This is a genomic window from Streptomyces phaeoluteigriseus (assembly GCF_001896135.2).
Lineage (GTDB): Bacteria > Actinomycetota > Actinomycetes > Streptomycetales > Streptomycetaceae > Streptomyces > Streptomyces phaeoluteigriseus.
Genome location: NZ_MPOH02000011.1, coordinates 491,960 through 513,823 on the forward strand (window position 1 = coordinate 491,960; position 21,864 = coordinate 513,823).

Consider the following 21,864-nt stretch of genomic DNA (forward strand, 5'->3'; position numbering starts at 1 on the left):
CCGCCCCCGCCCCCGACCGGAACGCCCGCCGATACCCCTGCGGGCTGGTCCCGACGACCCTGCGAAAGCGTTCCCGGAACGCCGTCGGGGAGCCGAAGCCCGTCTGGGCCGCGATCCGTTCGACCGGGTGCGCGGTCGTCTCCAGCAGGTACTGCGCCCGCCGCACCCGCGCCCGGTGCAGCCATTGCAGGGGCGTCGTGCCGGCCTGGTCGCGGAAGCGGCGGTTGAGGGTGCGGGTGCTCATGCCCGCGTGGGCGGCGATCTCGTCCAGGGTGAGGTCGCGGTCGCAGTGCTCCTCCATCCAGCGCAGGACGGGTTCCAGGGTGGCCCCCGATGGGGCCGGTGGCAGGTCGTGGACGATGAACTGGGCCTGCCCGCCCTCACGTTCCAGGGGCATGACCGACATCCGGGCGGCCTGGGCGGCGACGGCCGAACCGTGGTCCTTGCGGATCATGTGCAGGCACATGTCGAGGGCCGCGGCGGCGCCCGCCGAGGTCAGGAACCGGCCGTTGTCGACGTAGAGGACGTTGGCGTCGACCGTGATCCGCGGGTAGCGCTCCGCCAGGTCGCGGGCGGCGATCCAGTGGGTCGTCGCGCGCAGGCCGTCCAGCAGGCCGGTCGCGGCGAACAGGAACGCCCCGACACAGATCGACGCGATGCGCGTGCCGTTCTCCGCCGCCGCGCGCAGCGCCTCCGTGACGCCGTCCGGCAGCCGCTCCGGCGGTTCCCGGACGCCGGGCAGGATGATCGTGTCCGCCTCCGCGAGGGCCTCCAGGCCGTACGGCGCCCGCACCGTGAACGCCCCCGCGCTCACCTCGCCCGACGGGTACGGCGAGCAGACCCGCACCCGGTACGCCTCCCGGCCGTCGGGCAGCCGGGCCCAGCCGAAGGCGTCGATCGGGGCGGACAGGTCGAAGGGGATGACCCCGTCAAGGGCCAGAACGGCGACGGTGTGCATGGCGAGAGCCTAGGCATACGACGGGAAACCGCCAACCCCGCCCACGAGGAAGGCGACGGGACCACGCTCGCCCTCACCTGCCACGGCCTTCTGGCGAGAATCCGTCGCCCCATGGCACTCCCGCCACTTCTGCGGGATCGGCCGGACGCCTACCGTCGGCCCGTGACCAAGTTCCTCCTCGCCGTCCACGTCCTCGCCGCCATCGTCGCGATCGGTCCCGTCACCGTCGCCGCGAGCATGTTCCCACCCGCCGCGCGCCGGTCGCTGGCCGCGCCGGACGACGCCCGCGCGGCCGAGACCGTACGGCTGCTGCACCGGATCTGCCGGGTGTACGCCGCCGTCGGCATCGCCGTCCCCGTCTTCGGGTTCTTCACGGCGGGCGCGATGGGCGTGCTCGGCGACGCCTGGCTGATCGTGTCCGTCGTGCTGACCGTCCTGGCCGCGCTCGTCCTCGTCGTGCTGGTCCTGCCCCGGCAGGAGATCCTCGCGGAGGGTGGCGGGGGCACCGTGGGCGGCAGCGAAGGCACCGTGGGTACCGGGGGCACCGCGACCCGTGCGGCAACCGTCCAGCTCGCGATGTTCACCGGCGTCTTCAACCTGCTGTGGGCGACCGTCACCGTCCTGATGATCGTCCGGCCCGGGTCGACAACAGGCGCGTAGAGGCGGAGGTCGACAACAGGCGCGTAGAGGCCGAGAAGCGGAGAGGTGCAGGCCAGGGCCGGACCGCCACTTTTCGTGATCGGCCCGGCCCCCGCGCGTCTCCGGAACATGCGCGAGACTCGACGTCGACAGATCAGCCGCCGGAGCCTGCTCAGGGCCACGGGCGCGACGGCCGGTGCGGTCACTCCACCGCCGTACGGGCCTTCGTCGCCGCCGCTGTCAGGGGCGTCGCGATGTCCTCCAGGGAGCGTCGCTCGGCCCGCACCGCGAGGAACACGGCGACCAGGCCCGCCGCGCACATCAGGGCCGCGCCGATCTGGAACGCGAGGACCGTGTCGCGACCTTGCCCGTGCCGGTGAGGTCGGCGAAGATCAGGGGGCCGCTGATGCCGCCCGCGGCGGTGCCGAGGGCGTAGAAGAAGGCGATGGACATGGCGCGGGTCTCCATCGGGAAGATCTCGGAGACCGTGAGGTAGGCGCTGGAGGCGCCCGCGGAGGCGAAGAACAGCACCGCGCACCAGCAGGCCGTCATGGTGGTCGCGCTCAGCGAGCCGCGGTCGAACAGCCAGGCCGTGCCGAACAGCAGCAGGCCGGAGAGCAGATACGTCGACGAGATCATGACCCGGCGGCCGACCGTGTCGAACAGCTTGCCGAGCAGCAGCGGGCCGCAGAAGTTCCCGAGGGCGATCACGGCGAAGTAGTAGCCGGTGTCACCGGTCGGCACGTCGAAGAAGGTGGTGAGGATCGCGCCGAAGCCGAACGTGATCGCGTTGTAGAGGAAGGCCTGCCCGATGAAGAGGGAGAAGCCGAGGACGGCGCGGCGGCGGTAGTCGGAGAAGACCGTACGGGCGATCTCGGCGAAGGAGACGCTGCTGCGCTGGTGGATGGTGAGTTCACCCTCGGCCGCCGGCAGCGGGGCGCCCCTCTCGGCCTCGATGCTCCGCTCGATCGAGGAGACGATCTCCTCCGCCTCCCGGTCCCGGCCGTGGATCAGCAGCCAGCGCGGACTCTCCGGGACATGGCGCCGTACGAGGAGGATGACCAGGGCGAGGACGGCGCCGAGCGCGAACGTCAGCCGCCAGCCCACGTTCGCCGCGAACAGGTCCGTGTCCAGGGCGACGACCGACAGCAGAGAGCCGCCGACCGCGCCGAGCCAGAAGCTGCCGTTGATCATCAGGTCGACGCGGCCCCGGTACTCCGCCGGGATCAGCTCGTCGATCGCCGAGTTGATCGCCGCGTACTCGCCGCCGATGCCGAAGCCGGTGAGGAAGCGGAAGAGCAGGAACCACCAGGTGTCGAAGGAGATCGCGGTCAGGGCGGTCGCCGCGAGATAGACCGCCAGCGTGATCATGAAGAGTTTCTTACGGCCCCAGCGGTCGGTCAGCCGGCCCCAGAACAGGGCGCCGAGACAGGCGCCCGCCACGTACAGCGCGGCGGCGATGCCGGTGACCTGCCCGGAGGTGATGGGCAGGCCACTGCCCGGCTCCGACAGTCGCCCGGCGATGTTGCCGACGACCGTGACTTCGAGGCCGTCGAGGATCCACACGGTGCCCAGGCCGATGACGATCGTCCAGTGCCAGCGTGACCAGGGGAGGCGGTCCAGGCGGGCTGGGATGTCCGTGGTGATGGTGCGGCCGGGTTCGGCCGGTGCGGCGGTGGTCATGGGCTCCCTCCACGTCGAGCGGAACCACCATCGGCTTCCCCGAGGAAGTGCCGTTACGCCCCCAGCCCTCGCGCCACCGTGTAGATCAGCAGGCCCGCCAGCGACCCGACCACCGTGCCGTTGATGCGGATGAACTGCAGGTCACGGCCGATGTTCGCCTCGATCTTGCGCGTGGTGTGCTCGGCGTCCCAGCCCGCGACCGTGTCGGTGATCAGCGAGGTGATCTCCTTGCGGTACGTCGACACCACGTGCACCGCCGCCCCCTCCACCCAGCGGTCCACCTTCCCCTGCACCTTCGGCTCGGTGGCCATCCGGGACCCCAGCGACAGCAACGCCGCCCGCACCCGCATCCGCAGCTCGCTGCGCTCGTCCTCGGCCGCCGACACGATCATGGACCGTACGGCCGTCCAGGCGGACGCGATCAGGTCCTGCACCTCTCCGCGGCCCAGCACCTCACCCTTGAGCCGCTCCACCCGCGCACGGGTCTCGGTGTCGGACTGGAGGTCGGAGGCGAAGTCACGCAGGAAACGGTCCAGGGCGCCACGGGCCGGGTGGGACGGCATGTCGCGCATCTCCGCGCAGAACCGCAGCAGCTCCTTGTAGACCCGCTCGCCGATCCGCTTGTCGACGAACCGGGGCGTCCAGCCGGGCGCGCCGCCCTCCACCGCGTCCATCACCGAGTCGGCGTGCAGCACCAGCCAGTCGTACGCCCGCGTCACCACCAGGTCGACGGCCCGCCGGTGACCGCCGTCCGCGACGATCTTCTCCAGCATCTTGCCCATCCCCGGCGCGATCTCCTGGGCATCGGCCCGCCGCGTGATCGCCTCCCCGACCACCGCCTGCACATCGGAGTCCCGCAGCACGGTCAGCGCCCCCCGCAGCGCCGTCGCCAGCTCCTCCGTCACCCGGTCCGCGTGCTCCGGCTCCGCCAGCCACGTCCCCAGCCGGCTGCCGATGCCGACCGCGCGCAGCCGCTGCCGTACGACATCCCGGGACAGGAAGTTCTCGCCGACGAACTCGCCCAGGGAGACACCCAGCTGGTCCTTCTTGGTCGGGATGATCGCCGTGTGCGGAATGGGCAGGCCCAGCGGATGGCGGAACAGCGCGGTCACGGCGAACCAGTCCGCCAGCGCGCCCACCATGCCGGCCTCGGCCGCCGCCGCCACATACCCCGCCCACGCCCCGGCGCCCCGGTGGGAGGCCCACTCGGCGAGGACGTACACCACCGCCACGAACACCAGCAGCCCCGTCGCGGTGAGCTTCATGCGCCGCACTCCGCGCCTGCGCTCCTCGTCGGCGGCGCTGAAGACGTTCATGGCGCGCGCCACCGGCACGGCCCTGTCTTCCGTTCCCGTACGTTCCATCCGCTCTCCACCCGTTCCCGGTCCCCCGTGACCACGCTCGCGACCATTGTCCCCACCTGTCCGACTCCTGGAACGAAACAGGAGTTCCCGGCGTCTGTCAGGTGGGGGAGTTCAACGGTGATCTCCTGAATGTTCTGTCGGAGCCTCGCCGCTCCCTCGTCCGAGGAGACACACACTCGCATGACCAGGCACGACGGCGGGGGGCCCGGGGTGCCCCGCGCCCGCCGCAGCGCCCCGCACGCCGCACGTCACCACGTCCTCCTGTCCGCGATCCTCGCCGTGATCGTGGGCCTCTCGGCCGCCATATACATCGGTGTCGACGCGGGGGACGGCGGGCGCGGCGGCCAGGACACCCTCGCCTCCTCCCGTACGGGCTCCCGCTCCGCCGCTGCCGCCGCCACCGGTGTCTGGGTCGGCTCCTGGGCCGCCGCCCCGGTGGGCGGCGAACCGCTCACCGAGCCCGACGGCACAGCGGGACGCACGGTGCGCAACGTCGTCCACACCAGCGTCGGGGGGACGAGTGCCCGGATCACGCTGTCCAACCTCTACGGCACCAGCCCGCTGACCGTCACCGCCGTCACCCTCGCCGTCGCGGCCGGCGACGACAGCCCCGCCGCCGACCCCGGCACGCTGCGCCGGCTCACCTTCGGCGGCCGTCCCACGGTCAGCGTCCCGGCGGGCGGCCAGGCCGTCAGCGACGCCGTCCCGCTCGCCGTCCCCCGCGACACCGACGTCCTGGTCAGCCTCTACACGCCGACCTCCGCGGGCCCGGTCACCTTCCACCACCGGGCCCAGCAGACCAGCTTCGTCGCCGACGGGGAGCACACCGGCGACGTGACGGGAGCGCCGTACACCGGGCAGGTCACGTACTGGCGCTACCTCACCGCGCTGGACGTCCTCAGCGACGAGGCCGACGGCACCGTCGTCGCCTTCGGCGACTCCATCACCGACGGCGCCACCTCCACCCCCGGCGCCAACCGCCGCTGGCCCGACGTCCTCGCCGACCGGCTCCGCGCGTCCCTCGCCGACGGCGACGACGACGCCCCGCGCTACGGCGTCGTCAACGTCGGCATCAGCGGCAACCGCGTCCTCACCGACGGACTGGGCCGGCCCGCGGACAACCCCAGCGGGCTGAACCGCTTCGACCGGGACGTCCTCGGCCGGCCCAACGTCAAGGTCGTCGTCATCGACCTCGGCGTCAACGACATCCTCCGCAGCCGGAACACCGCCGACCCCGACGCAGTCCTGGACGGCCTGCGCGCCCTGGTCCGCCGCGCCCACGCCCACGGCATCAGGGCCGTCGGCACCACCCTGCTCCCCTTCCACGGCCACCGCGGCTACACCGACGCCCGCGAGGACGTACGCCGGCAGATCAACTCGGCGATCCGGTCCGGGTCGGTCTACGACACGGTCGTGGACGTCGACCGGGCGATGCACGACCCGTACGACCCCCGCCGACTCAGGTCGGAGTACGACTCCGGCGACCACCTCCACCCCAGCGACCGGGGCTACCGGAAGATGGCGCAACTGATCACGTGGGGCCAGCTGCGGGGGGCGGGACGGGCGGAGCTGTAACGCCCGAGCGCGCTCAGCCCGCGGCCACCCGCGCCGTCTGCGGGGCATGCGTGCCGCCTGGGCGATGGGAGGGGGCCCAGGCGGACACCCCGTAAGCACGGGCCGCTCCCCCCAGCGCCGACTCCCTCAGTGCCCCAGGTGCCGGCGTCTGTCCCGCCCCCCGCGGCAACCCCCCGCTTTCCCGCCGCCGCTTGCGCTCCACACCCCGCCCCAGAAGGCGAACCCGGTGATCACCACCCGCGGAGCGCCCGCCGCGGCCGGCACCCCCTGCTCTCCGTGGTCGAAGCCACCCATGACCCCGATCCCCCGCACCACGACCTCGACCCCGGGCGGCACCACGACGTTCATCCCGCCCATGAGGGCGATGCAGTTGATCACGACCTCCCCGGCCGCGAAGTCCGCCTCGCGCAGATCGATCTCCCCGCCGCCCCAGAAGGCGAAGCCGGTGAACCGCCGGGGCACGGTCCAGTGCCCCTTGCGCTGAAAGCCGGACATGACGGCCACGGCCCACGTGGACGACCCCTCGCCCCCCACGATCCGCCCGCCCCACGCCCCGTCCCCGTCCGCGTCGCCGCGCGCCGCGGACTTGTGCAGGGACACGGCGGGCGGCGGAGCGACCCCCGCGGCGGGCAGGTCGCGGGTGATCGGCGTCAGCTCGCCGTACGTCCGCGCCCGGTACGTCGCGTCCAGCCGCTCCTCGAACTCCGTCATGTCGAGCCGGCCCTCGGCGAGGGCGTCCCGCAGGACCTCGGCGACACGCTCGCGGTCGGCGTCGGAGGCACGGAGGTCCGGGACTGCGTCGTCGGTCATGAACAGCAGCCTACGAGTTCCCCGCGCCCGGCACTACGGTCTCCTTGTCCGCGTACATCCGGCCGATCACCGTCTCGATGTCCGGCTCCCGCACCGACAGGTCCACCAGCGGGTACTCCGCCGCGATCCGCGCCACCAGCGGGGCCGCCGACTGCGACGCCGGGAAGGCCAGCCACTGGCGTGGCCCCTCCACCCGTACGACACGAGCCGCCGGGCCCGCTTCGATGGGCGGGAGTTCGCGTTCCAGGTCCACGACCAGGGTCCGTTCGCTCTCCCCCGCCTCGTGCAGCCCCGCGAGCGGACCGTCGTACATCATGCGGCCGTGGTCGATGACCATCACTCGGGAGCAGAGCCGCTCGATGTCCTGGAGGTCGTGGGTGGTGAGCAGGACCGTCGTGCCGCGCTCGGTGTTCAACTCGCCCAGGAACTCCCGCACCCGGGCCTTGGAGACGACGTCGAGGCCGATCGTCGGCTCGTCGAGGTAGAGGACCTCGGGGTCGTGCAGCAGCGCCGCCGCGATGTCGCCACGCATCCGCTGACCGAGCGACAGCTGCCGTACCGGCACCTCCAACAGGCTCTCCAGGTCGAGCAGTTCGACGAGCCGGTCGAGGTTCTCGCGGTAACGGGCGTCCGGGATGCGGTACATGCGGTGCGCGAGCCGGTAGGAGTCGATCAGCGGGAGGTCCCACCACAGGGTCGTCCGCTGCCCGAACACCACCCCGATGCGATGCGCGAGACGCGTCCGCTCACGGGCGGGGTCGATGCCCGCCACCCGCAGCCGGCCGCCGCTCGGGGTGAGGATGCCCGTCAGCATCTTGATCGTCGTCGACTTCCCGGCGCCGTTCGGCCCGATGTAGCCGACGATCTCGCCGCGTGCCACGGTGAACGACAGCCCGTCCACCGCCCGCACCTGCCGCCGCTCGCGCCGGAGGAAACCGGTACGCCGACGCACGTCGAAAACCTTCTCGACCCGGTCGAGTTCGATGAACGCGTCCACCACGGCTCCCCCGCTGCCCTCCCGCACTCCGCTGCCTTCCCGTGCTTCGCCCACGTCGCGTGCTCCGCTCACTTCCCGTGCTTCGCCCACTTCCCGGGCTGCGCTAACTCCCCGTACTGCGATACGACCTCAGCCCCGCCCGCCAGGCCAGTCCGGCGGGCGCGCAACAGGCCAGCGCCACCAACGGCGGGGCGTACGCCGCCCACCCCGGCAGATCCAGGGGCAACGGCCGACCCAGCACGTACGCCGCCGGCACCCAGTTGACGAAGGCCAGCGGGAACACGAACGTCACCGCACGCACCAGCTCCTTCCCGAACACCGTCGGCGGATACTGCAGCAGCGTCTGACCGCCGTACGTGAACGCGCTCTGCACCTCCGCCGCGTCCTGCGCCACGAACTGGAACGCCGCCCCCGCCACCAGCACCGCACCGAAGATCACCGCGCCGCTGACCAGCGTCACCGGCACCAGCAGCACCTTGACCACCGTCCAGTCGACGTCCGTCGCCGCCAGCGCGTACCCCAGCACGAGCGCCCCCTGCGTGATCCGGGAGACCCGGTGCAACGCGAACCGGTCCGCCGCCACCTGCGCCAGCACCGGCGCCGGCCGCACCAGCAGCGTGTCGAGCGTGCCGTCCCGCACCCGCGAACCCAGCCGGCCCGCCGATCCGATCACCAGGTCCGCGATCCCGAACGAGGTCGCGGACAGGCCGTACAGGAAGGCCACCTCGGGCAGCGAGTAGCCGCCGAGCGCGTCGACCCGCGAGAACATCAGCAAGATCGCGACAAAGTCCAGCCCCGTCACCAGCAGCCCGCTCACCAGCGCCATCGCGAACGACAACCGGTACGCCATCGTCGAACGGATCCACATCCCGGCGATCAGCCGGTACGCCCGCCACCCCTCCCGCAGCCCGTCCCGCACCCGGCCCGCCTCACCCACCCTGCACCACCACCCGCCGCGTCGCCGCCGTCTGCACCATCCGGCCCAGCAACAGCAGCACCACCGCCCACCCGGCCTGGAAGGCGTACGTCCCAAGCGCCCCGGTCTCCCCCATCAGCAGGTCCGCCGGCATCTGGAGCATCGCCGACCACGGCAACGCCCGCACGATCCCGCCCAACGGCTCCGGAAACGCGTTCAACGGCAACGCCATGCCCGTGCAGAACATCCCCGTCACCATGAGCATCCGGAGCGCACCCGTCCCGTCCAGCAGCCAGAAGCCGCTCAACGCCACCAGGAACCGGATACCGAAACTGACCAGCGTCGCCAGCAGCAGCGCCAGCAGAAACCGCAGCCACACCAAGGGATCGGCGGGCAGCGCCGACGGAAAGACCAGCGTCCCGAACGCGAACGGAATCACCCCCCGCCCCAGCAACTGGAACGCCGAACGCCCGAAGTCCGCGGCGAACCACCACAGTTGCAGGTCAGCGGGACGGTACAGATCGATCACCACCGCCCCCGTGCGGATCCGCTCCAGCAACTCGGCCTCGAAGCCGCCGCCCTGGAGCGCCAGCGTCGCGAACAACGCCTGCCCCAGCCACACGTACGTCACCGCCTGCGCCTGGTCGTAGCCGCCCAGCTGCGGCCGTTCGTCCCACAACGCCAGATATGTGTACACGAGGATCAGGCCGAATACCGTGTTGGTGAACACCCCCGCCGCCGTCGCCACCCGATAGGTCGCGTACCTTCTGAAACTCCCCGCCGCCACGGCCGCGTACAAGCGCACCGAACCCACGGCACCAGCCCTCCTCACCCGCGGCGATCCCGCGCCGACCCCGCCACGGCGGCGAAGCGCAGGAGCCTAGTGGGCGGGCCACCTCGCATGCCACGCGATTTCCGGACCCCCTTCCGCACGTGTGGCACAACACGCGCCGATTGCCGGGAACGGAACGCGGGGTGCGAGAGTCTTCAACAGGGGGCGCAGAAGGCGTACGAGACGTACGGGAACGTACGACGCGAAACAGGAGTCCGAGCAACACATGAGCGACGAGCCGCAGCCGAAGCAGCCGACCGAGAGCCGGACCACCGGCACACCCGAGGCAGCCGGCACGCCCGAAGCGGCCGGCCCACCCGAGACCGCCGGGACGTCCGAGACGGCACGCGAGCCCGAAGCGGCGCACACACCTGACCCGGTACGTACGCCTGGCACGGCACGTACACCTGACCCGGTACGTACGCCTGGCACGGCACGTACAGCCGACCCGGCTGGTACGCCTGGCACGGCACGTACGCCCGACCCGGCACATGCGCCTGGCGCGGCACGTACGCCTGACACAGCGCGTACCGCCGAAATGGCCCGTATCCCCGAGGCGCCCCGCGCCACCGAAAGCGCCCACGCGCCCAAGGCCGCCCACATCCCCCGACCCCCCGCAGCCGCCGAGCCCCCCCAGCGCCCCTCGGACGACCGGCGCCCCCCAGACGACCGGCAGCCCCCAGGCAGCCCGGGCCCGCGACCGCGTCCGCGGAGGGCGCCGGGCCCAAGCGGCCCAAACGGCCCAAGCGGACCGGCTGGCGTCGCCTCTTCCCCACCTGGCGCATGGTCCTCGGCACCCTCGTCCTCGGCGCGGCCCTCCTCATCGGCCTGTTCTTCCTCGGCTACTCCATGGTCAAGATCCCGCCCGCCAACGCCCTCGCCACCAAACAGAGCAACGTCTACCTCTACGCCGACGGCACCGAGATCGCCCGCGACGGCACCGTCAACCGCGAGAACGTCGACCTCTCCCAGATCTCCAAGGCCGCCCAGCACGCCGTCCTGGCCGCCGAGGACCGCGACTTCTACACCGAGTCCGCCATCGACCCCAAGGCGATGATCCGGGCCGGCTGGAACACCGCCACCGGCAAGGGCAAGCAGTCCGGCTCCACGATCACCCAGCAGTACGTGAAGAACTACTACCTCGCACAGGAACAGACCGTCACCCGCAAGGTGAAGGAGTTCTTCATCGCCATCAAGCTGGACCGCGAGATCTCCAAGGCCGACATCCTCGAGGGCTACCTCAACACCAGCTACTTCGGCCGCAACGCCTACGGCATGCAGGCCGCCGCCAAGGCCTACTACGGCGTCGACGCCGACGAACTCACCGCCGCCCAGGGCGCCTACCTCGCCGCCCTGGTCAACGCGCCCAGCGAGTACGACGTCATCGCCCACCCCGAGAACCGCAAGGCCGCCGAAGCCCGCTGGAACTACGTCCTCGACGGCATGGTCGGCAAGGGCTGGCTCAGCCAGGCCGACCGCACGGGACTGGAGTTCCCCGCCCCCAAGGAGACCTCCGGCGCCGACACCGGCATGTCCGGCCAGCGCGGCTACCTCGTCAACGCCATCAAGGACTACCTCCGCACCAACAAGATCGCCACCGCCGGCGAACTCGAAGCGGGCGGCTACCGCATCACCACCACCCTGGACAAGAAGAAGCAGGACGCCTTCGTCGAAGCCGTCGACGACAAGCTGATGGACAAGCTCGACCCGAAGGACCGCAAGGCCGACACCTACGTCCGCGCCGGCGCGCCGCCGTCGAGCCCAAGACCGGCAACGTCCTCGCCCTGTACGGCGGCATCGACTACGTCAAGCAGTACACGAACAACGCCACCCGCCGGGACTTCCAGGTCGGCTCCACCTTCAAGCCCTTCGTCTTCACCTCGGCCGTCGAGAACGACTCCGAGACCCAGGACCGCCGCCGCATCACCCCCAACACCATCTACGACGGCACCGACCAACGCCCCGTACAAGGCTGGAGCGGCGGCAGCTACGCCCCCGAGAACGAGGACAACGTCAACTACGGCGACATCAGCGTCCGCAGCGCCACCGACAAGTCCGTGAACGCCGTGTACGCGCAGATGGCCGTCGACGTGGGCCCCGAGAAGGTCAAGCAGACCGCGATCGAACTGGGTCTGCCCGGCAACACCCCCGACCTCGAGCCCTACCCGTCGATCGCCCTCGGCACGGCCACCGCCAGCGTCCTCGACATGGCCGAGGCCTACGCCACCCTCGCCAACCACGGCCGGCACGGCACCTACACCATGATCGACAAGGTCACCAAGAACGGCACCGACGTCTTCGACCTCCCCGAGCGCAAGACCTCCCAGGTCGTCAGCCGCGAAGCCGCCGACACCACCACCTCCGTGCTCCGCAGCGTCGTCCAGAACGGCACCGCCACGGCGGCACTCGCCGCCGGACGCCCCGCCGCGGGCAAGACCGGCACCGCCGAAGAGGACACCGCCGCCTGGTTCGCCGGCTACACCCCCGACCTCGCCACCGTCGTCGCGGTGATGGGCCAGGACCCGGTCACCGCCGCGCACAAGTCGCTCTACGGCGCGATGGGCCTGCCCCGCATCAACGGCGGCGGCGCGCCCGCCCAGATCTGGGCCCAGTTCACCAAGGACGCCCTCAAGGGCACCCCCGTCACCGACTTCACCCTCCAGATCCAGGAAGGCTCCGAGGAAACCGCGTACCCGTCCTCCGAACCCTCACGGAACGAGCCGACCGAGGAGAACGACGAGGGCGACACCACCGGCGGCCAGGACACCCAGTCCCCCGGGACGAACCAGGGCCGGACCGACGGCGGCACCACCGGCGACGCGACGACCGGCGGCACCCCGACCACCGGCGGAACGACCACCGGCGGCACCACCGGAGAGACCTCCACCGGCGGCACCCCCACCACGGGCGGCACCACCGACGGAGGCACCACCGGGGACACCTCCGACGGCGGAACCACCGGCGAGACCTCCGACGGCGGCATCACCGGCACACCCGGCGGCACCTTCCCCCAGCTCACGACCCGAAGGCCGATCGACGAGTGACCGTCCAGGACGGTCCTGGGCGTCGAGGACAGACCTGACCGTCCAGGGCAGGTCCCGGTTGTCGCAGAGCAGGCCCGGTCGTCGCAGGACCGGTCCCGGTCGTCGCAGAGCAGGTCCGGTCGTCGCAGGGCAGGCTCAGTGCCCCGAGGTCGCCTTCAGCCCCACCACGGCGACCAGCAGCAGACACACGAAGAAGATCCGGGCGGCGGTCGCCGGCTCCCCCAGCACCACCATGCCGAACACCGCCGCCCCCGCGGCGCCGATCCCGACCCACACGCCGTAAGCGGTCCCGATCGGCAGCGAACGCGCGGCATACGACAGCAACAGCATGCTCGCGACGATCCCCGCCCCGGTGAAAAGGCTGGGCACCGGACGCGTGAACCCGTCGGTGTACTTCATCCCGATCGACCAGCCCACCTCGAGCAGACCGGCGACGATCAACAGAACCCAGGCCATGACAGCACCTCCGAGACACGAACCCTCGACAGAACGGTGCGTCGTCTTTGCCTGCACACATCCCGGTACGGCGCGTCTCGTCGGGCTCCCTCCAAACTAGCAAAAAAGCGGGAGAAGGGCTGGTGACCATGGTCACCAGCCCTTCTCCACCTATGGATCAGAGGTGAATCGGCGAACGCATCAGAGGTACAGGCCCGTCGAGTCCTCCGACCCCTCGAACCGGTCCGCGGCCACCGCGTGCAGATCACGCTCACGCATCAGCACGTACGCGATCCCCCGCACCTCCACCTCGGCCCGGTCCTCCGGGTCGAACAACACCCGGTCACCCGGCTCCACGGTCCGCACGTTCTGGCCCACCGCCACGACCTCCGCCCACGCCAGCCGACGGCCCACGGCCGCCGTCGCCGGGATCAGGATCCCGCCACCGGAACGCCGCTCACCCTCACTCGCGTCCTGACGCACCAGGACCCGGTCGTGCAGCATCCGGATGGGCAGCTTGTCGTCGTGACTGCTGTGCTCGCTTCTCTTACCGCTCACACCGACGAACCTACCTGCCTCCGCCCGGCCGGAACGCCTCCGGGTCAGCCCTTGCGACGCCGCGTACCGAACGCCAGCAGCCCCACGACCCCCACCACCACGAGGGCCACCGGCACCACCCGCTCCAGGCGCGGCGCGCCCTCCTCGTCCACGAACTGCGCCTTCACATCGCTCACCACCCGGTTGACCTGCACATAGGCCCTCCCGAGCGTGTGATCGACGTTGGCCGCGACCTTCGCCTTGGCATCGCCGACGATCGTCTTGGGGTGCACCCGCACCCCGATCTCGTCGAGCGTCTCAGCCAGCGTCTCTCGGCGGCGCCTGATGTCCGCCTCGATCTGCGCCGGGGTTCTGGTGTCCGACGTGTCCGCCACGGTGGGGCCTCCGAAGTGAGCCGACGTTTCCTACGTGTGCTGGACAGTCTGTCAGTTCCCCACCCGCCCGCACTGTCAGGACCCCCCGTTACGCTGGTCCGATGAGCGAGCGACTCCAGCCCGGGGACGTGGCCCCCGCCTTCACCCTCCCCGACGCCGACGGCCACGAGGTGTCCCTGTCGGACCACAAGGGCCGCAAGGTCATCGTCTACTTCTACCCGGCCGCCCTGACCCCCGGCTGCACGAAGCAGGCCTGCGACTTCACCGACAACCTCGACCTCCTCGCCGGCGCCGGGTACGACGTCATCGGCATCTCCCCCGACACCCCCGAGAAGCTCGGCAAGTTCCGCGAGAAGGAATCCCTCAAGGTCACCCTCCTCGCCGACCCCGACAAGAAGGCCCTCGACGCCTACGGCGCCTTCGGCGAGAAGAAGAACTACGGCAAGACGTACATGGGCGTCATCCGCTCCACGATCGTCATCGACGAACAGGGCAAGGTGGAACACGCCCTCTACAACGTCCGGGCCACCGGCCACGTAGCCAAGATCATCAAGGACCTGGGCATCTGATCCCCTCCTCCCCCCGGCCCGCGCCGACCCAGGTCGCCGCGGGCCACGAACCTCCGGTACATGTGCCCCAACTGCCACTCCACGACGGAGCCGTGGTGCCGCCGGAAGGGTGGGGACACACTCGCCGGGCGACCCGAGATCCCCGTAGACTGAGTGCCGCCGGTCGAGGGTCATGACCGGTTTTGAGCGGCCGTGATGGAATTTGGCAGTCATGCTGGGTTTAGGTCCCAGTGGGTTCACACCCGTGTGGGTTCGAGTCCCACCGGCCGCACGCGAACAGAGGGGCCGCCCAGCCGGGCGGCCCCTCTCCTGTCGCTCAGCCCAACAACTCCCGAATCACCGGCACCAGCGCCCGGAACGCCTTCCCCCGGTGGCTGATCGCGTTCTTCTCCGCCGCTGTCAGCTCGGCGCACGTCCGGGTCTCGCCCTCCGGCTGGAGGAGCGGATCATAGCCGAAGCCGTTCGTGCCGACCGGGGTGTGGCGCAGCACGCCCCTCATCTGGCCCTCGACCACGCGCTCCGTGCCGTCGGGGAGGGCGAGGGCCGCCGCGCAGGCGAAGTGGGCGCCTCGGTGTTCGTCGGCGATGTCGCCGAGCTGGGCGAGGAGGAGTTGCAGGTTGGCCCGGTCGTCGCCGTGTCTGCCGGCCCAGCGGGCGGAGAAGATGCCGGGAGCGCCGCCCAGGACGTCGACGCAGAGGCCGGAGTCGTCGGCGATGGCGGGGTGGCCGGTGGCCCGGGCGAGGGCGTGGGCCTTGAGGAGGGCGTTCTCGGCGAAGGTGACACCGGTTTCCCTGACGTCGGGGACGTCGGGGTAGGCGTCCGCGCCGACGAGGTCGTGGGGCAGGCCTGCGTCGGCGAGGATCGACCTGAGTTCGGTGATCTTTCCGGCGTTGCGGGTGGCGAGGATCAGGCGGGTCATGGGCCCAGTATCCCGACTCCCGCGCGCGGTGTTACGGGGTGCAGACCTTGGTCAGTTCGCCGGCCGCGTCGGTGACGGGGCTGAGGTCGGGGGTGTTGTCGCCGTTCTCGACGGCGGTGCGGACGTTGGTGACGGCCGCGCGGAGGTCGTCGACCGCCTTGTTGACGTCGGTGTTGTCCGTCGTGTCACCTATTTTGTCGAGGTTCTTCTCGATGGAGGTGAGGGACTCCTGGGTCTGCGTCGGGTCGTTGGCGGCGTTCTCCACGGCCTGCTGGAGGTCGGTGACGCTGTCGGCGATGGCGTCGGCGGTCTGGACGCAGTCGAGTGCCTTGTTCACGGCGTCGCAGCCGGTGGTGGTGAGTCCCACGGTGAGCGCGACGGCCGCGGTGGCGGCGGCGATCGTGATACGGCGGCCTCGGTGACGGCTCGCGGCCTTGGACATGGTGGTGTTCCTCCCCTTGTGCAGGCCCCTCGGGAGGCCCCCGTCGTGTGCGGCCGTGCGCGGGCCGTGGTACTGCGCAAGACGCCGGGACGACGGCGGGGTTGCCCGCGCGTCCGTCGTCTTTGGCGTTCTCTTTACTTTTGCAGGACGGTATCAAGTGCCGCGCGCTGGAGCACGGTCAATTCGGTGCAGCCGGAGACGGCCAGGTCCAGCAGGGAGTTGAGTTCGTCGCGGGCGAACGGCTCGGCCTCGGCGGTCCCCTGGACCTCGACGAAGCGGCCGTCGCCGGTGCAGACGACGTTCATGTCGGTCTCCGCGCGGACGTCTTCCTCGTAGCAGAGGTCGAGGAGGGGGATGCCGCCGACGATGCCGACGGAGACGGCGGAGACGGTGCCGGTGAGGGGCTGGCGGCCGGCCTTGATCAGTTTGCGGCCCTGGGCCCAGGTGATGGCGTCGGCGAGGGCGACGTAGGCGCCGGTGATGGCGGCGGTGCGGGTGCCGCCGTCGGCCTGGAGGACGTCGCAGTCGAGGACGATGGTGTTCTCGCCGAGGGCCTTGTAGTCGATGACGGCGCGCAGGGAGCGGCCGATGAGGCGGGAGATCTCGTGGGTGCGGCCGCCGATCTTGCCGCGGACGGATTCGCGGTCGCCGCGGGTGTTGGTGGCGCGGGGGAGCATGGAGTACTCGGCGGTGACCCAGCCTTCGCCGCTGCCCTTGCGCCAGCGGGGGACGCCTTCGGTGACGGAGGCGGTGCAGAAGACCTTGGTGTCGCCGAAGGAGACGAGGACGGAGCCTTCGGCGTGCTTGCTCCAGCCGCGTTCGATGGTGACGGGGCGGAGCTGTTCGGGGGTGCGGCCGTCGATGCGAGACATGGCGTCGAGCCTAGCGGCAGGCGTGGAAGGGGCCCCTGCCGCGGGTGCGGTGGGGCCCTTTCGGGTGAGCGGTGGGGCTCACATCATGTCTTCGATCTCCGCGGCGATGGGGTCGGCGTCGGTGCCGATGACGACCTGGATGGCGGTGCCCATCTTGACGACGCCGTGGGCTCCGGCGGCCTTCAGGGCGGCTTCGTCGACCTTGCCGGCGTCGATGACCTCGGTGCGGAGGCGGGTGATGCAGCCTTCGACTTCTTCGATGTTGTCGATGCCGCCGAGCCCGGCGACGATCTTCTCAGCCTTGCTGGCCATGTCCTTCTCCCTGAGGTCCCTGAGTTCCCTGATGTGACCTGTCACGACCTGATGTGACGTGCTGCGTGCTGCTCCGGACCGCTTTGTCGCAGTAACCCACAGTTGGCCCATCCTTGCGAGCGATCGTGCCGGATGTATCGAAGGATGACGTCACAGCATCGAAATCGTCCGTAGCTGGTCTACACCACCTGACAGGCGGTCGCCAAACCATGAGTGCCGAGAGCGCTGACACCACGGTGGGGCCCGCGCGGCCCGTTGGAACGGTCTGTTCCAGGGTTTGCAGAAGATGGGGCGCAGTCTTCAGTTGCCGATCGCGGTGCTGCCGGCGGCGGGGATCCTGAACAGGCTGGGGCAGCCCGATGTGTTCGGGGCCGACGGGCTGGGCTGGACGGACGTCTCGAAGGTCATGGTGGGCGCGGGTGGCGCCCTGCTGGACGGTCAGCTGGGTCTGCCGCTGCTGTTCTGCGTCGGTGTGGCCATCGGCATGGCCAAGAAGTCCGACGGTTCGACGGCGCTGGCGGCGGTGGCGGGCTTCCTCGTCTACTACAACGTGCTGCGGCAGTTCCCGGAGGACTGCGGCGAGGGGCTCAAGGCCGTGCCGGGCATCGGCTGCCAGGGGACCGAGGACGGCACGGTGGTGGCGTTCACGTACCAGAATCCGGGGGTCTTCGGCGGGATCGTGATCGGCCTGCTGGCGGCCTATTTCTGGCAGCGTTTCCACCGTACGAGGCTGGTGGACTGGCTGGGCTTCTTCAACGGCCGCCGGCTGGTGCCGATCATCATGGCGTTCGTGGCCATCGCCTTCGCGGCGTTGTGCCTGTGGGTGTGGCCGCCGATCGGCGATGCGCTGGAGAGCTTCAGCGACTGGCTGGACGGCCTGGACGCCTGGGGTGCGGGCATCTTCGGGGTGGCGAACCGGGCGTTGCTGGTGATCGGTCTGCATCAGTTCCTGAACGTGCCCATCTGGTTCCAGTTCGGCTCGTACACCAAGCCGGACGGGACGATGGTGCACGGTGACATCAACATGTTCCTGGCGGGTGACCCGGACGCGGGTCAGTTCACGTCGGGGTTCTTCCCGATCATGATGTTCGCGCTGCCTGCGGCGGCGCTGGCGATCACGCACTGTGCGCGGCCGGGCCGTCGTAAGGAGGTCGGCGGCCTGATGCTGTCGGTGGCGCTGACGTCGTTCGTGACGGGCATCACCGAGCCGATCGAGTACTCGTTCCTGTTCGTGGCGCCGGTGCTGTACGCGATCCACGCGGTGCTGACGGGTGTGTCGATGGCGGTGACGTGGGGGCTGGGGGTGCACGACGGTTTCAGCTTCTCGGCGGGTCTCATCGACTACGTCATCAACTGGAATCTGGCGACGAGACCGTGGGCGATCGTTCCGATCGGCCTGTGCTTCGCCCTCGTGTACTACGTGATCTTCCGCTTCGCGATCACGCGGTTCGATCTGAAGACGCCGGGGCGGGAGCCGGAGGAGGAGCAGGAGGACATCACGAAGGCCTGAAAGGCCTTATGGGGCAAGGGTGTTGGGCCTTCGGACCACTGGTCCGGAGGCCCTTCGTCATGCTCTGCCGGGGCACTCGGGCGGGTGCGGTGCGTAGTGCTCCGGTTGCAGTTTTGACGGGTTACTTATATCGCCTTCATCGTGCTAGAAACAGGTCTACACCACTGAGTGGTGTAGACCACCACCCGATGGAGGAAGTGTATGAGCACCGCCACCTCGCCAACGGCGGCCCCCACGAAGAAGTGGGGATCAGGCCTGTTCCAGGGCCTTCAGAAGGTCGGCCGCAGCCTTCAGCTGCCCATCGCCGTACTGCCGGCCGCGGGCATCCTTCTCCGGCTCGGCCAGGACGACGTGTTCGGCAAGGACGGCCTCGGCTGGGACAAGGTCGCCAAGGTGTTCGCCACCGCCGGCGACGCCGTCTTCGCCAACCTGCCGCTGCTGTTCTGCGTCGGCATCGCCATCGGTTTCGCCAAGAAGGCCGACGGCTCGACCGCGCTCGCCGCGCTCGTGGGCTTCCTCGTCTACAAGAACGTCCTGACCGCGTTCCCGATCAGCGACGCGAAGATCACCGAGGGCGCCGACGTAGCCGCCACGTACAACGACCCCAAGGTCCTCGGCGGCATCGTCATGGGCCTGATAGCCGCGGTCACCTGGCAGCGCTTCCACCGCACGAAGCTCCCCGACTGGCTGGGCTTCTTCAACGGCCGCCGACTCGTCCCGATCCTGATGGCCTTCATCGGCACCGCCGTGGGCGTCTTCTTCGGCCTGGTGTGGGAGCCGGTCGGTGACGTCATCACCAACTTCGGCGAGTGGATGACCGGTCTCGGCGCGGCCGGTGCGGGCATCTTCGGCGCGATCAACCGCGCGCTGCTCCCGGTGGGCATGCACCAGTTCGTCAACACGGTGGCCTGGCAGGAGATCGGCTCCTTCAAGGACGCGTCCGGGGCCGTCTGGCACGGTGACCTGCCGCGCTTCTTCCACGGTGACCCCACAGCGGGCCAGTTCATGACCGGCTTCTTCCCGATCATGATGTTCGCGCTGCCCGCCGCCGCCCTCGCCATCACGCACACCGCGCGCCCGGAGCGTCGCAAGGCGGTCGGCGGCTTGATGGTCTCGCTCGCGCTGACCTCGTTCGTCACCGGTATCACCGAGCCGATCGAGTTCTCGTTCATGTTCATCGCGCCGCTGCTGTACGTGATCCACGCGGTGCTGACGGCCGTGTCGATGGCCGTCACCTGGGGCCTCGGCGTCCACCACGGGTTCAGCTTCTCGGCCGGCGCGATCGACTACTTCCTCAACTGGAACCTGGCGACCAAGCCATGGCTGATCATCCCGATCGGCCTGGTGTTCGCGGTGATCTACTACGTGGTCTTCCGCTTCGCCATCGTGCGGTTCAACCTCACGACCCCGGGCCGCGAGCCCGAGGAGGAGGTCGAGGACCTCACGAAGGCGTGAGCCCCACCTGACGCACGAAGCACGCACACGAAGGCCCCCGGAGCCCTGAACCGCTCCGGGGGCCTTCGTCGTGTGCCGGGACCTCAGATCTCGTACGACACCCTCGGCGCCGCCACTTCGACCGGCCCGTCGAACGCCGCGCGGGCGTCCGCGAGGTTGACCTGCGGGTCGGTCCACGGGGGGATGTGGGTGAGGACGAGGCGACGGGCGCCCGCGCGGGCGGCCGTCTCACCCGCCTCACGGCCGTTGAGGTGCAGGTCGGGGATGCTTTCCTTGCCGTACGTGAACGCCGCCTCGCACAGGAACAGGTCGCTGTCGCGGGCGAGTTCGTCGAGGGCCGGGCTGACTCCGGTGTCGCCGGAGTAGGTGAGCGAGCGTCCGCCGTGCTCGACGCGGATGCCGTACGCCTCCACCGGGTGGGCCACGCGTTCCGTGTGGACCGTGAACGGGCCGATGTCGAAGGTGGAGGGCTTGACGGTGTGGAAGTCGAAGACCTCGCTCATGGAGGAGGCCGAGGGGGTGTCGGCGTAGGCCGTGGTGAGGCGGTGTTCGGTGCCCTCGGGGCCGTAGACCGGGAGGGGGGCGCAGCGGCCGCCGTCGTGGCGGTAGTAGCGGGCCACGAAGTACGCGCACATGTCGATGCAGTGGTCGGCGTGCAGATGACTCAGGAAGATCGCGTCGAGGTCGTAGAGACCGCAATGGCGCTGCAGCTCGCCCAGGGCGCCGTTGCCCATGTCGAGAAGCAGCCGGAAGCCGTCGGCCTCGACGAGGTAGCTCGAGCAGGCCGATTCCACGGACGGGAACGACCCTGAGCAGCCGACGACGGTGAGCTTCATAGAGCAGAAACCTCCGCTGGCGGGAAACCGAGAAGTACCGGAGAAGATCGGAAAACGGACGGTCGTGAAAAGGGGGCGACAGGGGTCGTGCGGTTCGTCGAGCGTAAGGCGCGAAACCTCCGGTCGCTCCTCCACCAGGGGCCGTTGTGGGGGAACTCACCTGTGCTGTCACCGGTTCGGCTGGACCGGGGGTGCGGGGGCGTGCAGGAGGGCGCGCGCTGGTGAACGCGCCCCGGTACGGTCGGGCGTATGGACACGTTCTGGTGGTTGGCTCTCGCGGCGGTGGTGCTGCTCGCGCTCGTCGCGGCACTCGTCGACGGCGGGAAACGCGGTCGGCGTCCGGCGGGGCGCAGGTCCCGGCCGCCGGGACGCCCGGCGCGCGGGCCGGAGCGTGGGCGGGGTGCGGGGCGGCCCCGGCCGGCGGAGATCTGGTGGGCGAACGTGCCGTTCGAGGACGGGCCGGGTGCGAAGGACCGGCCGTGTCTGGTGCTGACGGTGCGCGGGAACCGGGTGACCGTCGTGAAGATCACCAGCAAGTACCACGACGAGCGTGCCGGGGTGATCGCGCTGCCGCCGGGCGCGGTCGGGGACACGCGGGGACGGGCGAGTTTCCTGGAGACGGACGAGCTGCGCCAGGTGGCGCTGGGCGACTTCCGGCGGCGGGTGGGTGTGGTGGACCCGGTCCTGTGGGACCAGGTCCGTCACCTGGCGAAGTAGGGACGCGCGGGCCGGCCGGTCACGCCCGGAGCCGGCCCTCGGTCACG

General features: G+C 70.4%; 19 protein-coding genes, 1 tRNA gene and 3 pseudogenes. 8 read left to right on the top strand and 15 right to left on the bottom strand.

What is annotated here, in order from left to right:
- The coding region (locus BM536_RS13330; protein ID WP_094102963.1) for a GlxA family transcriptional regulator at window positions 1-958 on the bottom strand (958 nt) is incomplete at its 3' end.
- 162 nt (window positions 959-1,120) lie between these two features.
- Here BM536_RS13330 and BM536_RS13335 point away from each other — a divergent pair.
- Window positions 1,121-1,618, top strand: a complete 498-nt coding sequence (locus BM536_RS13335; protein ID WP_073499642.1) for a hypothetical protein — start codon at window positions 1,121-1,123, stop codon at window positions 1,616-1,618.
- A gap of 181 nt (window positions 1,619-1,799) precedes the next feature.
- Here the strand turns inward: BM536_RS13335 and BM536_RS13340 are convergent.
- Both BM536_RS13340 and BM536_RS13345 read right to left on the bottom strand, forming a co-directional pair.
- Window positions 1,800-3,280: pseudogene (locus BM536_RS13340) on the bottom strand (MFS transporter).
- Window positions 3,281-3,333: 53 nt separating this feature from the next.
- The gene (locus BM536_RS13345; RefSeq protein ID WP_073499638.1) at window positions 3,334-4,644 is read right to left on the bottom strand and encodes a DUF445 domain-containing protein; all 1,311 of its coding nucleotides are present in this window, start codon (window positions 4,642-4,644) and stop codon (window positions 3,334-3,336) included.
- A 180-nt stretch (window positions 4,645-4,824) separates the two neighbouring features.
- Between BM536_RS13345 and BM536_RS13350 the strand changes: the two genes are divergently transcribed.
- Window positions 4,825-6,219 (top strand): SGNH/GDSL hydrolase family protein, encoded by a 1,395-nt coding sequence (locus tag BM536_RS13350; RefSeq protein WP_094102964.1) that lies wholly within the window; start codon window positions 4,825-4,827, stop codon window positions 6,217-6,219.
- A 126-nt stretch (window positions 6,220-6,345) separates the two neighbouring features.
- Here the strand turns inward: BM536_RS13350 and BM536_RS13355 are convergent, their stop codons facing one another.
- From BM536_RS13355 to BM536_RS13370, 4 genes are all read right to left on the bottom strand, one after another.
- Entirely contained in the window at window positions 6,346-7,029 is a 684-nt protein-coding gene (locus tag BM536_RS13355) for a DUF1707 SHOCT-like domain-containing protein (RefSeq protein ID WP_094102965.1), read from the bottom strand.
- A 10-nt stretch (window positions 7,030-7,039) separates the two neighbouring features.
- Entirely contained in the window at window positions 7,040-8,080 is a 1,041-nt protein-coding gene (locus tag BM536_RS13360) for an ABC transporter ATP-binding protein (protein ID WP_425444630.1), read from the bottom strand.
- Between the two features lie 49 nt (window positions 8,081-8,129).
- On the bottom strand, window positions 8,130-8,894 hold the full coding sequence (locus BM536_RS13365) for an ABC transporter permease (protein ID WP_073500015.1): 765 nt from the start codon (window positions 8,892-8,894) through the stop codon (window positions 8,130-8,132).
- 61 nt (window positions 8,895-8,955) lie between these two features.
- Window positions 8,956-9,756 carry an ABC transporter permease gene (locus tag BM536_RS13370; RefSeq protein ID WP_094102966.1) on the bottom strand — a complete coding sequence of 267 codons (801 nt, stop codon included), beginning with the start codon at window positions 9,754-9,756 and terminating at the stop codon, window positions 8,956-8,958.
- Between the two features lie 801 nt (window positions 9,757-10,557).
- Between BM536_RS13370 and BM536_RS13375 the strand changes: the two are divergent.
- A pseudogene (locus tag BM536_RS13375) lies at window positions 10,558-12,818 on the top strand (transglycosylase domain-containing protein).
- Window positions 12,819-12,953: 135 nt separating this feature from the next.
- Here the strand turns inward: BM536_RS13375 and BM536_RS13380 are convergent.
- The 3 genes from BM536_RS13380 to BM536_RS13390 form a co-directional block, all read right to left on the bottom strand.
- A complete protein-coding gene (locus tag BM536_RS13380) occupies window positions 12,954-13,274 on the bottom strand; it encodes a DMT family transporter (protein WP_073496232.1) in 321 nt (106 codons plus the stop codon).
- Window positions 13,275-13,454: 180 nt separating this feature from the next.
- Entirely contained in the window at window positions 13,455-13,811 is a 357-nt protein-coding gene (locus tag BM536_RS13385) for a GroES family chaperonin (RefSeq protein WP_073496233.1), read from the bottom strand.
- A gap of 44 nt (window positions 13,812-13,855) precedes the next feature.
- Complete coding sequence (locus tag BM536_RS13390) at window positions 13,856-14,185, bottom strand: DUF3618 domain-containing protein (RefSeq protein WP_073496235.1); 330 nt, start codon at window positions 14,183-14,185, stop codon at window positions 13,856-13,858.
- A gap of 101 nt (window positions 14,186-14,286) precedes the next feature.
- Between BM536_RS13390 and bcp the strand changes: the two genes are divergently transcribed.
- A complete protein-coding gene (bcp, locus tag BM536_RS13395; protein WP_073496236.1) occupies window positions 14,287-14,754 on the top strand; it encodes a thioredoxin-dependent thiol peroxidase in 468 nt (155 codons plus the stop codon).
- 186 nt (window positions 14,755-14,940) lie between these two features.
- Window positions 14,941-15,025: transfer RNA gene (locus tag BM536_RS13400), tRNA-Leu, on the top strand.
- A gap of 45 nt (window positions 15,026-15,070) precedes the next feature.
- Here BM536_RS13400 and rdgB read toward each other — a convergent pair.
- From rdgB to BM536_RS13420, 4 genes are all read right to left on the bottom strand, one after another.
- Window positions 15,071-15,673, bottom strand: a complete 603-nt coding sequence (rdgB, locus tag BM536_RS13405; RefSeq protein ID WP_073496238.1) for an RdgB/HAM1 family non-canonical purine NTP pyrophosphatase — start codon at window positions 15,671-15,673, stop codon at window positions 15,071-15,073.
- Between the two features lie 31 nt (window positions 15,674-15,704).
- Window positions 15,705-16,115: a hypothetical protein gene (locus BM536_RS13410; RefSeq protein WP_073496240.1), complete on the bottom strand. Its 411-nt coding sequence runs from the start codon at window positions 16,113-16,115 to the stop codon at window positions 15,705-15,707.
- A gap of 134 nt (window positions 16,116-16,249) precedes the next feature.
- Entirely contained in the window at window positions 16,250-16,987 is a 738-nt protein-coding gene (gene rph / locus BM536_RS13415; RefSeq protein ID WP_073496242.1) for a ribonuclease PH, read from the bottom strand.
- A gap of 78 nt (window positions 16,988-17,065) precedes the next feature.
- On the bottom strand, window positions 17,066-17,410 hold the full coding sequence (locus tag BM536_RS13420) for a PTS sugar transporter subunit IIB (RefSeq protein ID WP_281258569.1): 345 nt from the start codon (window positions 17,408-17,410) through the stop codon (window positions 17,066-17,068).
- Window positions 17,411-17,508: 98 nt separating this feature from the next.
- On the opposite strand from BM536_RS13420, the pseudogene BM536_RS13425 reads away from it, so the two are divergent.
- Window positions 17,509-18,809, top strand: a pseudogene (locus tag BM536_RS13425) (PTS transporter subunit EIIC).
- Between the two features lie 201 nt (window positions 18,810-19,010).
- Entirely contained in the window at window positions 19,011-20,264 is a 1,254-nt protein-coding gene (locus BM536_RS13430) for a PTS transporter subunit EIIC (RefSeq protein ID WP_073496245.1), read from the top strand.
- 83 nt (window positions 20,265-20,347) lie between these two features.
- Here the strand turns inward: BM536_RS13430 and BM536_RS13435 are convergent, their stop codons facing one another.
- Window positions 20,348-21,100 carry an MBL fold metallo-hydrolase gene (locus BM536_RS13435; RefSeq protein ID WP_073496247.1) on the bottom strand — a complete coding sequence of 251 codons (753 nt, stop codon included), beginning with the start codon at window positions 21,098-21,100 and terminating at the stop codon, window positions 20,348-20,350.
- A gap of 249 nt (window positions 21,101-21,349) precedes the next feature.
- On the opposite strand from BM536_RS13435, the gene BM536_RS13440 reads away from it, so the two are divergent.
- A complete protein-coding gene (locus BM536_RS13440; protein WP_094102967.1) occupies window positions 21,350-21,817 on the top strand; it encodes a type II toxin-antitoxin system PemK/MazF family toxin in 468 nt (155 codons plus the stop codon).
- Window positions 21,818-21,864: the final 47 nt, after the last annotated feature.

Bases quoted from the DNA above. Each gene is read 5' to 3' on its own strand.
- BM536_RS13435 (WP_073496247.1), bottom strand. From the start codon at position 21,100: ATGAAGCTCACCGTCGTCGGCTGCTCAGGGTCGTTCCCGTCCGTGGAA.
- BM536_RS13430 (WP_073496245.1), top strand. From the start codon at position 19,011: ATGAGCACCGCCACCTCGCCAACGGCGGCCCCCACGAAGAAGTGGGGA.
- rdgB (WP_073496238.1), bottom strand. From the start codon at position 15,673: ATGACCCGCCTGATCCTCGCCACCCGCAACGCCGGAAAGATCACCGAA.
- BM536_RS13365 (WP_073500015.1), bottom strand. From the start codon at position 8,894: ATGTGGATCCGTTCGACGATGGCGTACCGGTTGTCGTTCGCGATGGCG.
- BM536_RS13440 (WP_094102967.1), top strand. From the start codon at position 21,350: ATGGACACGTTCTGGTGGTTGGCTCTCGCGGCGGTGGTGCTGCTCGCG.
- BM536_RS13380 (WP_073496232.1), bottom strand. From the start codon at position 13,274: ATGGCCTGGGTTCTGTTGATCGTCGCCGGTCTGCTCGAGGTGGGCTGG.
- BM536_RS13355 (WP_094102965.1), bottom strand. From the start codon at position 7,029: ATGACCGACGACGCAGTCCCGGACCTCCGTGCCTCCGACGCCGACCGC.
- bcp (WP_073496236.1), top strand. From the start codon at position 14,287: ATGAGCGAGCGACTCCAGCCCGGGGACGTGGCCCCCGCCTTCACCCTC.
- BM536_RS13410 (WP_073496240.1), bottom strand. From the start codon at position 16,115: ATGTCCAAGGCCGCGAGCCGTCACCGAGGCCGCCGTATCACGATCGCC.
- BM536_RS13350 (WP_094102964.1), top strand. From the start codon at position 4,825: ATGACCAGGCACGACGGCGGGGGGCCCGGGGTGCCCCGCGCCCGCCGC.
- rph (WP_073496242.1), bottom strand. From the start codon at position 16,987: ATGTCTCGCATCGACGGCCGCACCCCCGAACAGCTCCGCCCCGTCACC.
- BM536_RS13345 (WP_073499638.1), bottom strand. From the start codon at position 4,644: ATGGAACGTACGGGAACGGAAGACAGGGCCGTGCCGGTGGCGCGCGCC.
- BM536_RS13420 (WP_281258569.1), bottom strand. From the start codon at position 17,410: ATGGGCCAACTGTGGGTTACTGCGACAAAGCGGTCCGGAGCAGCACGC.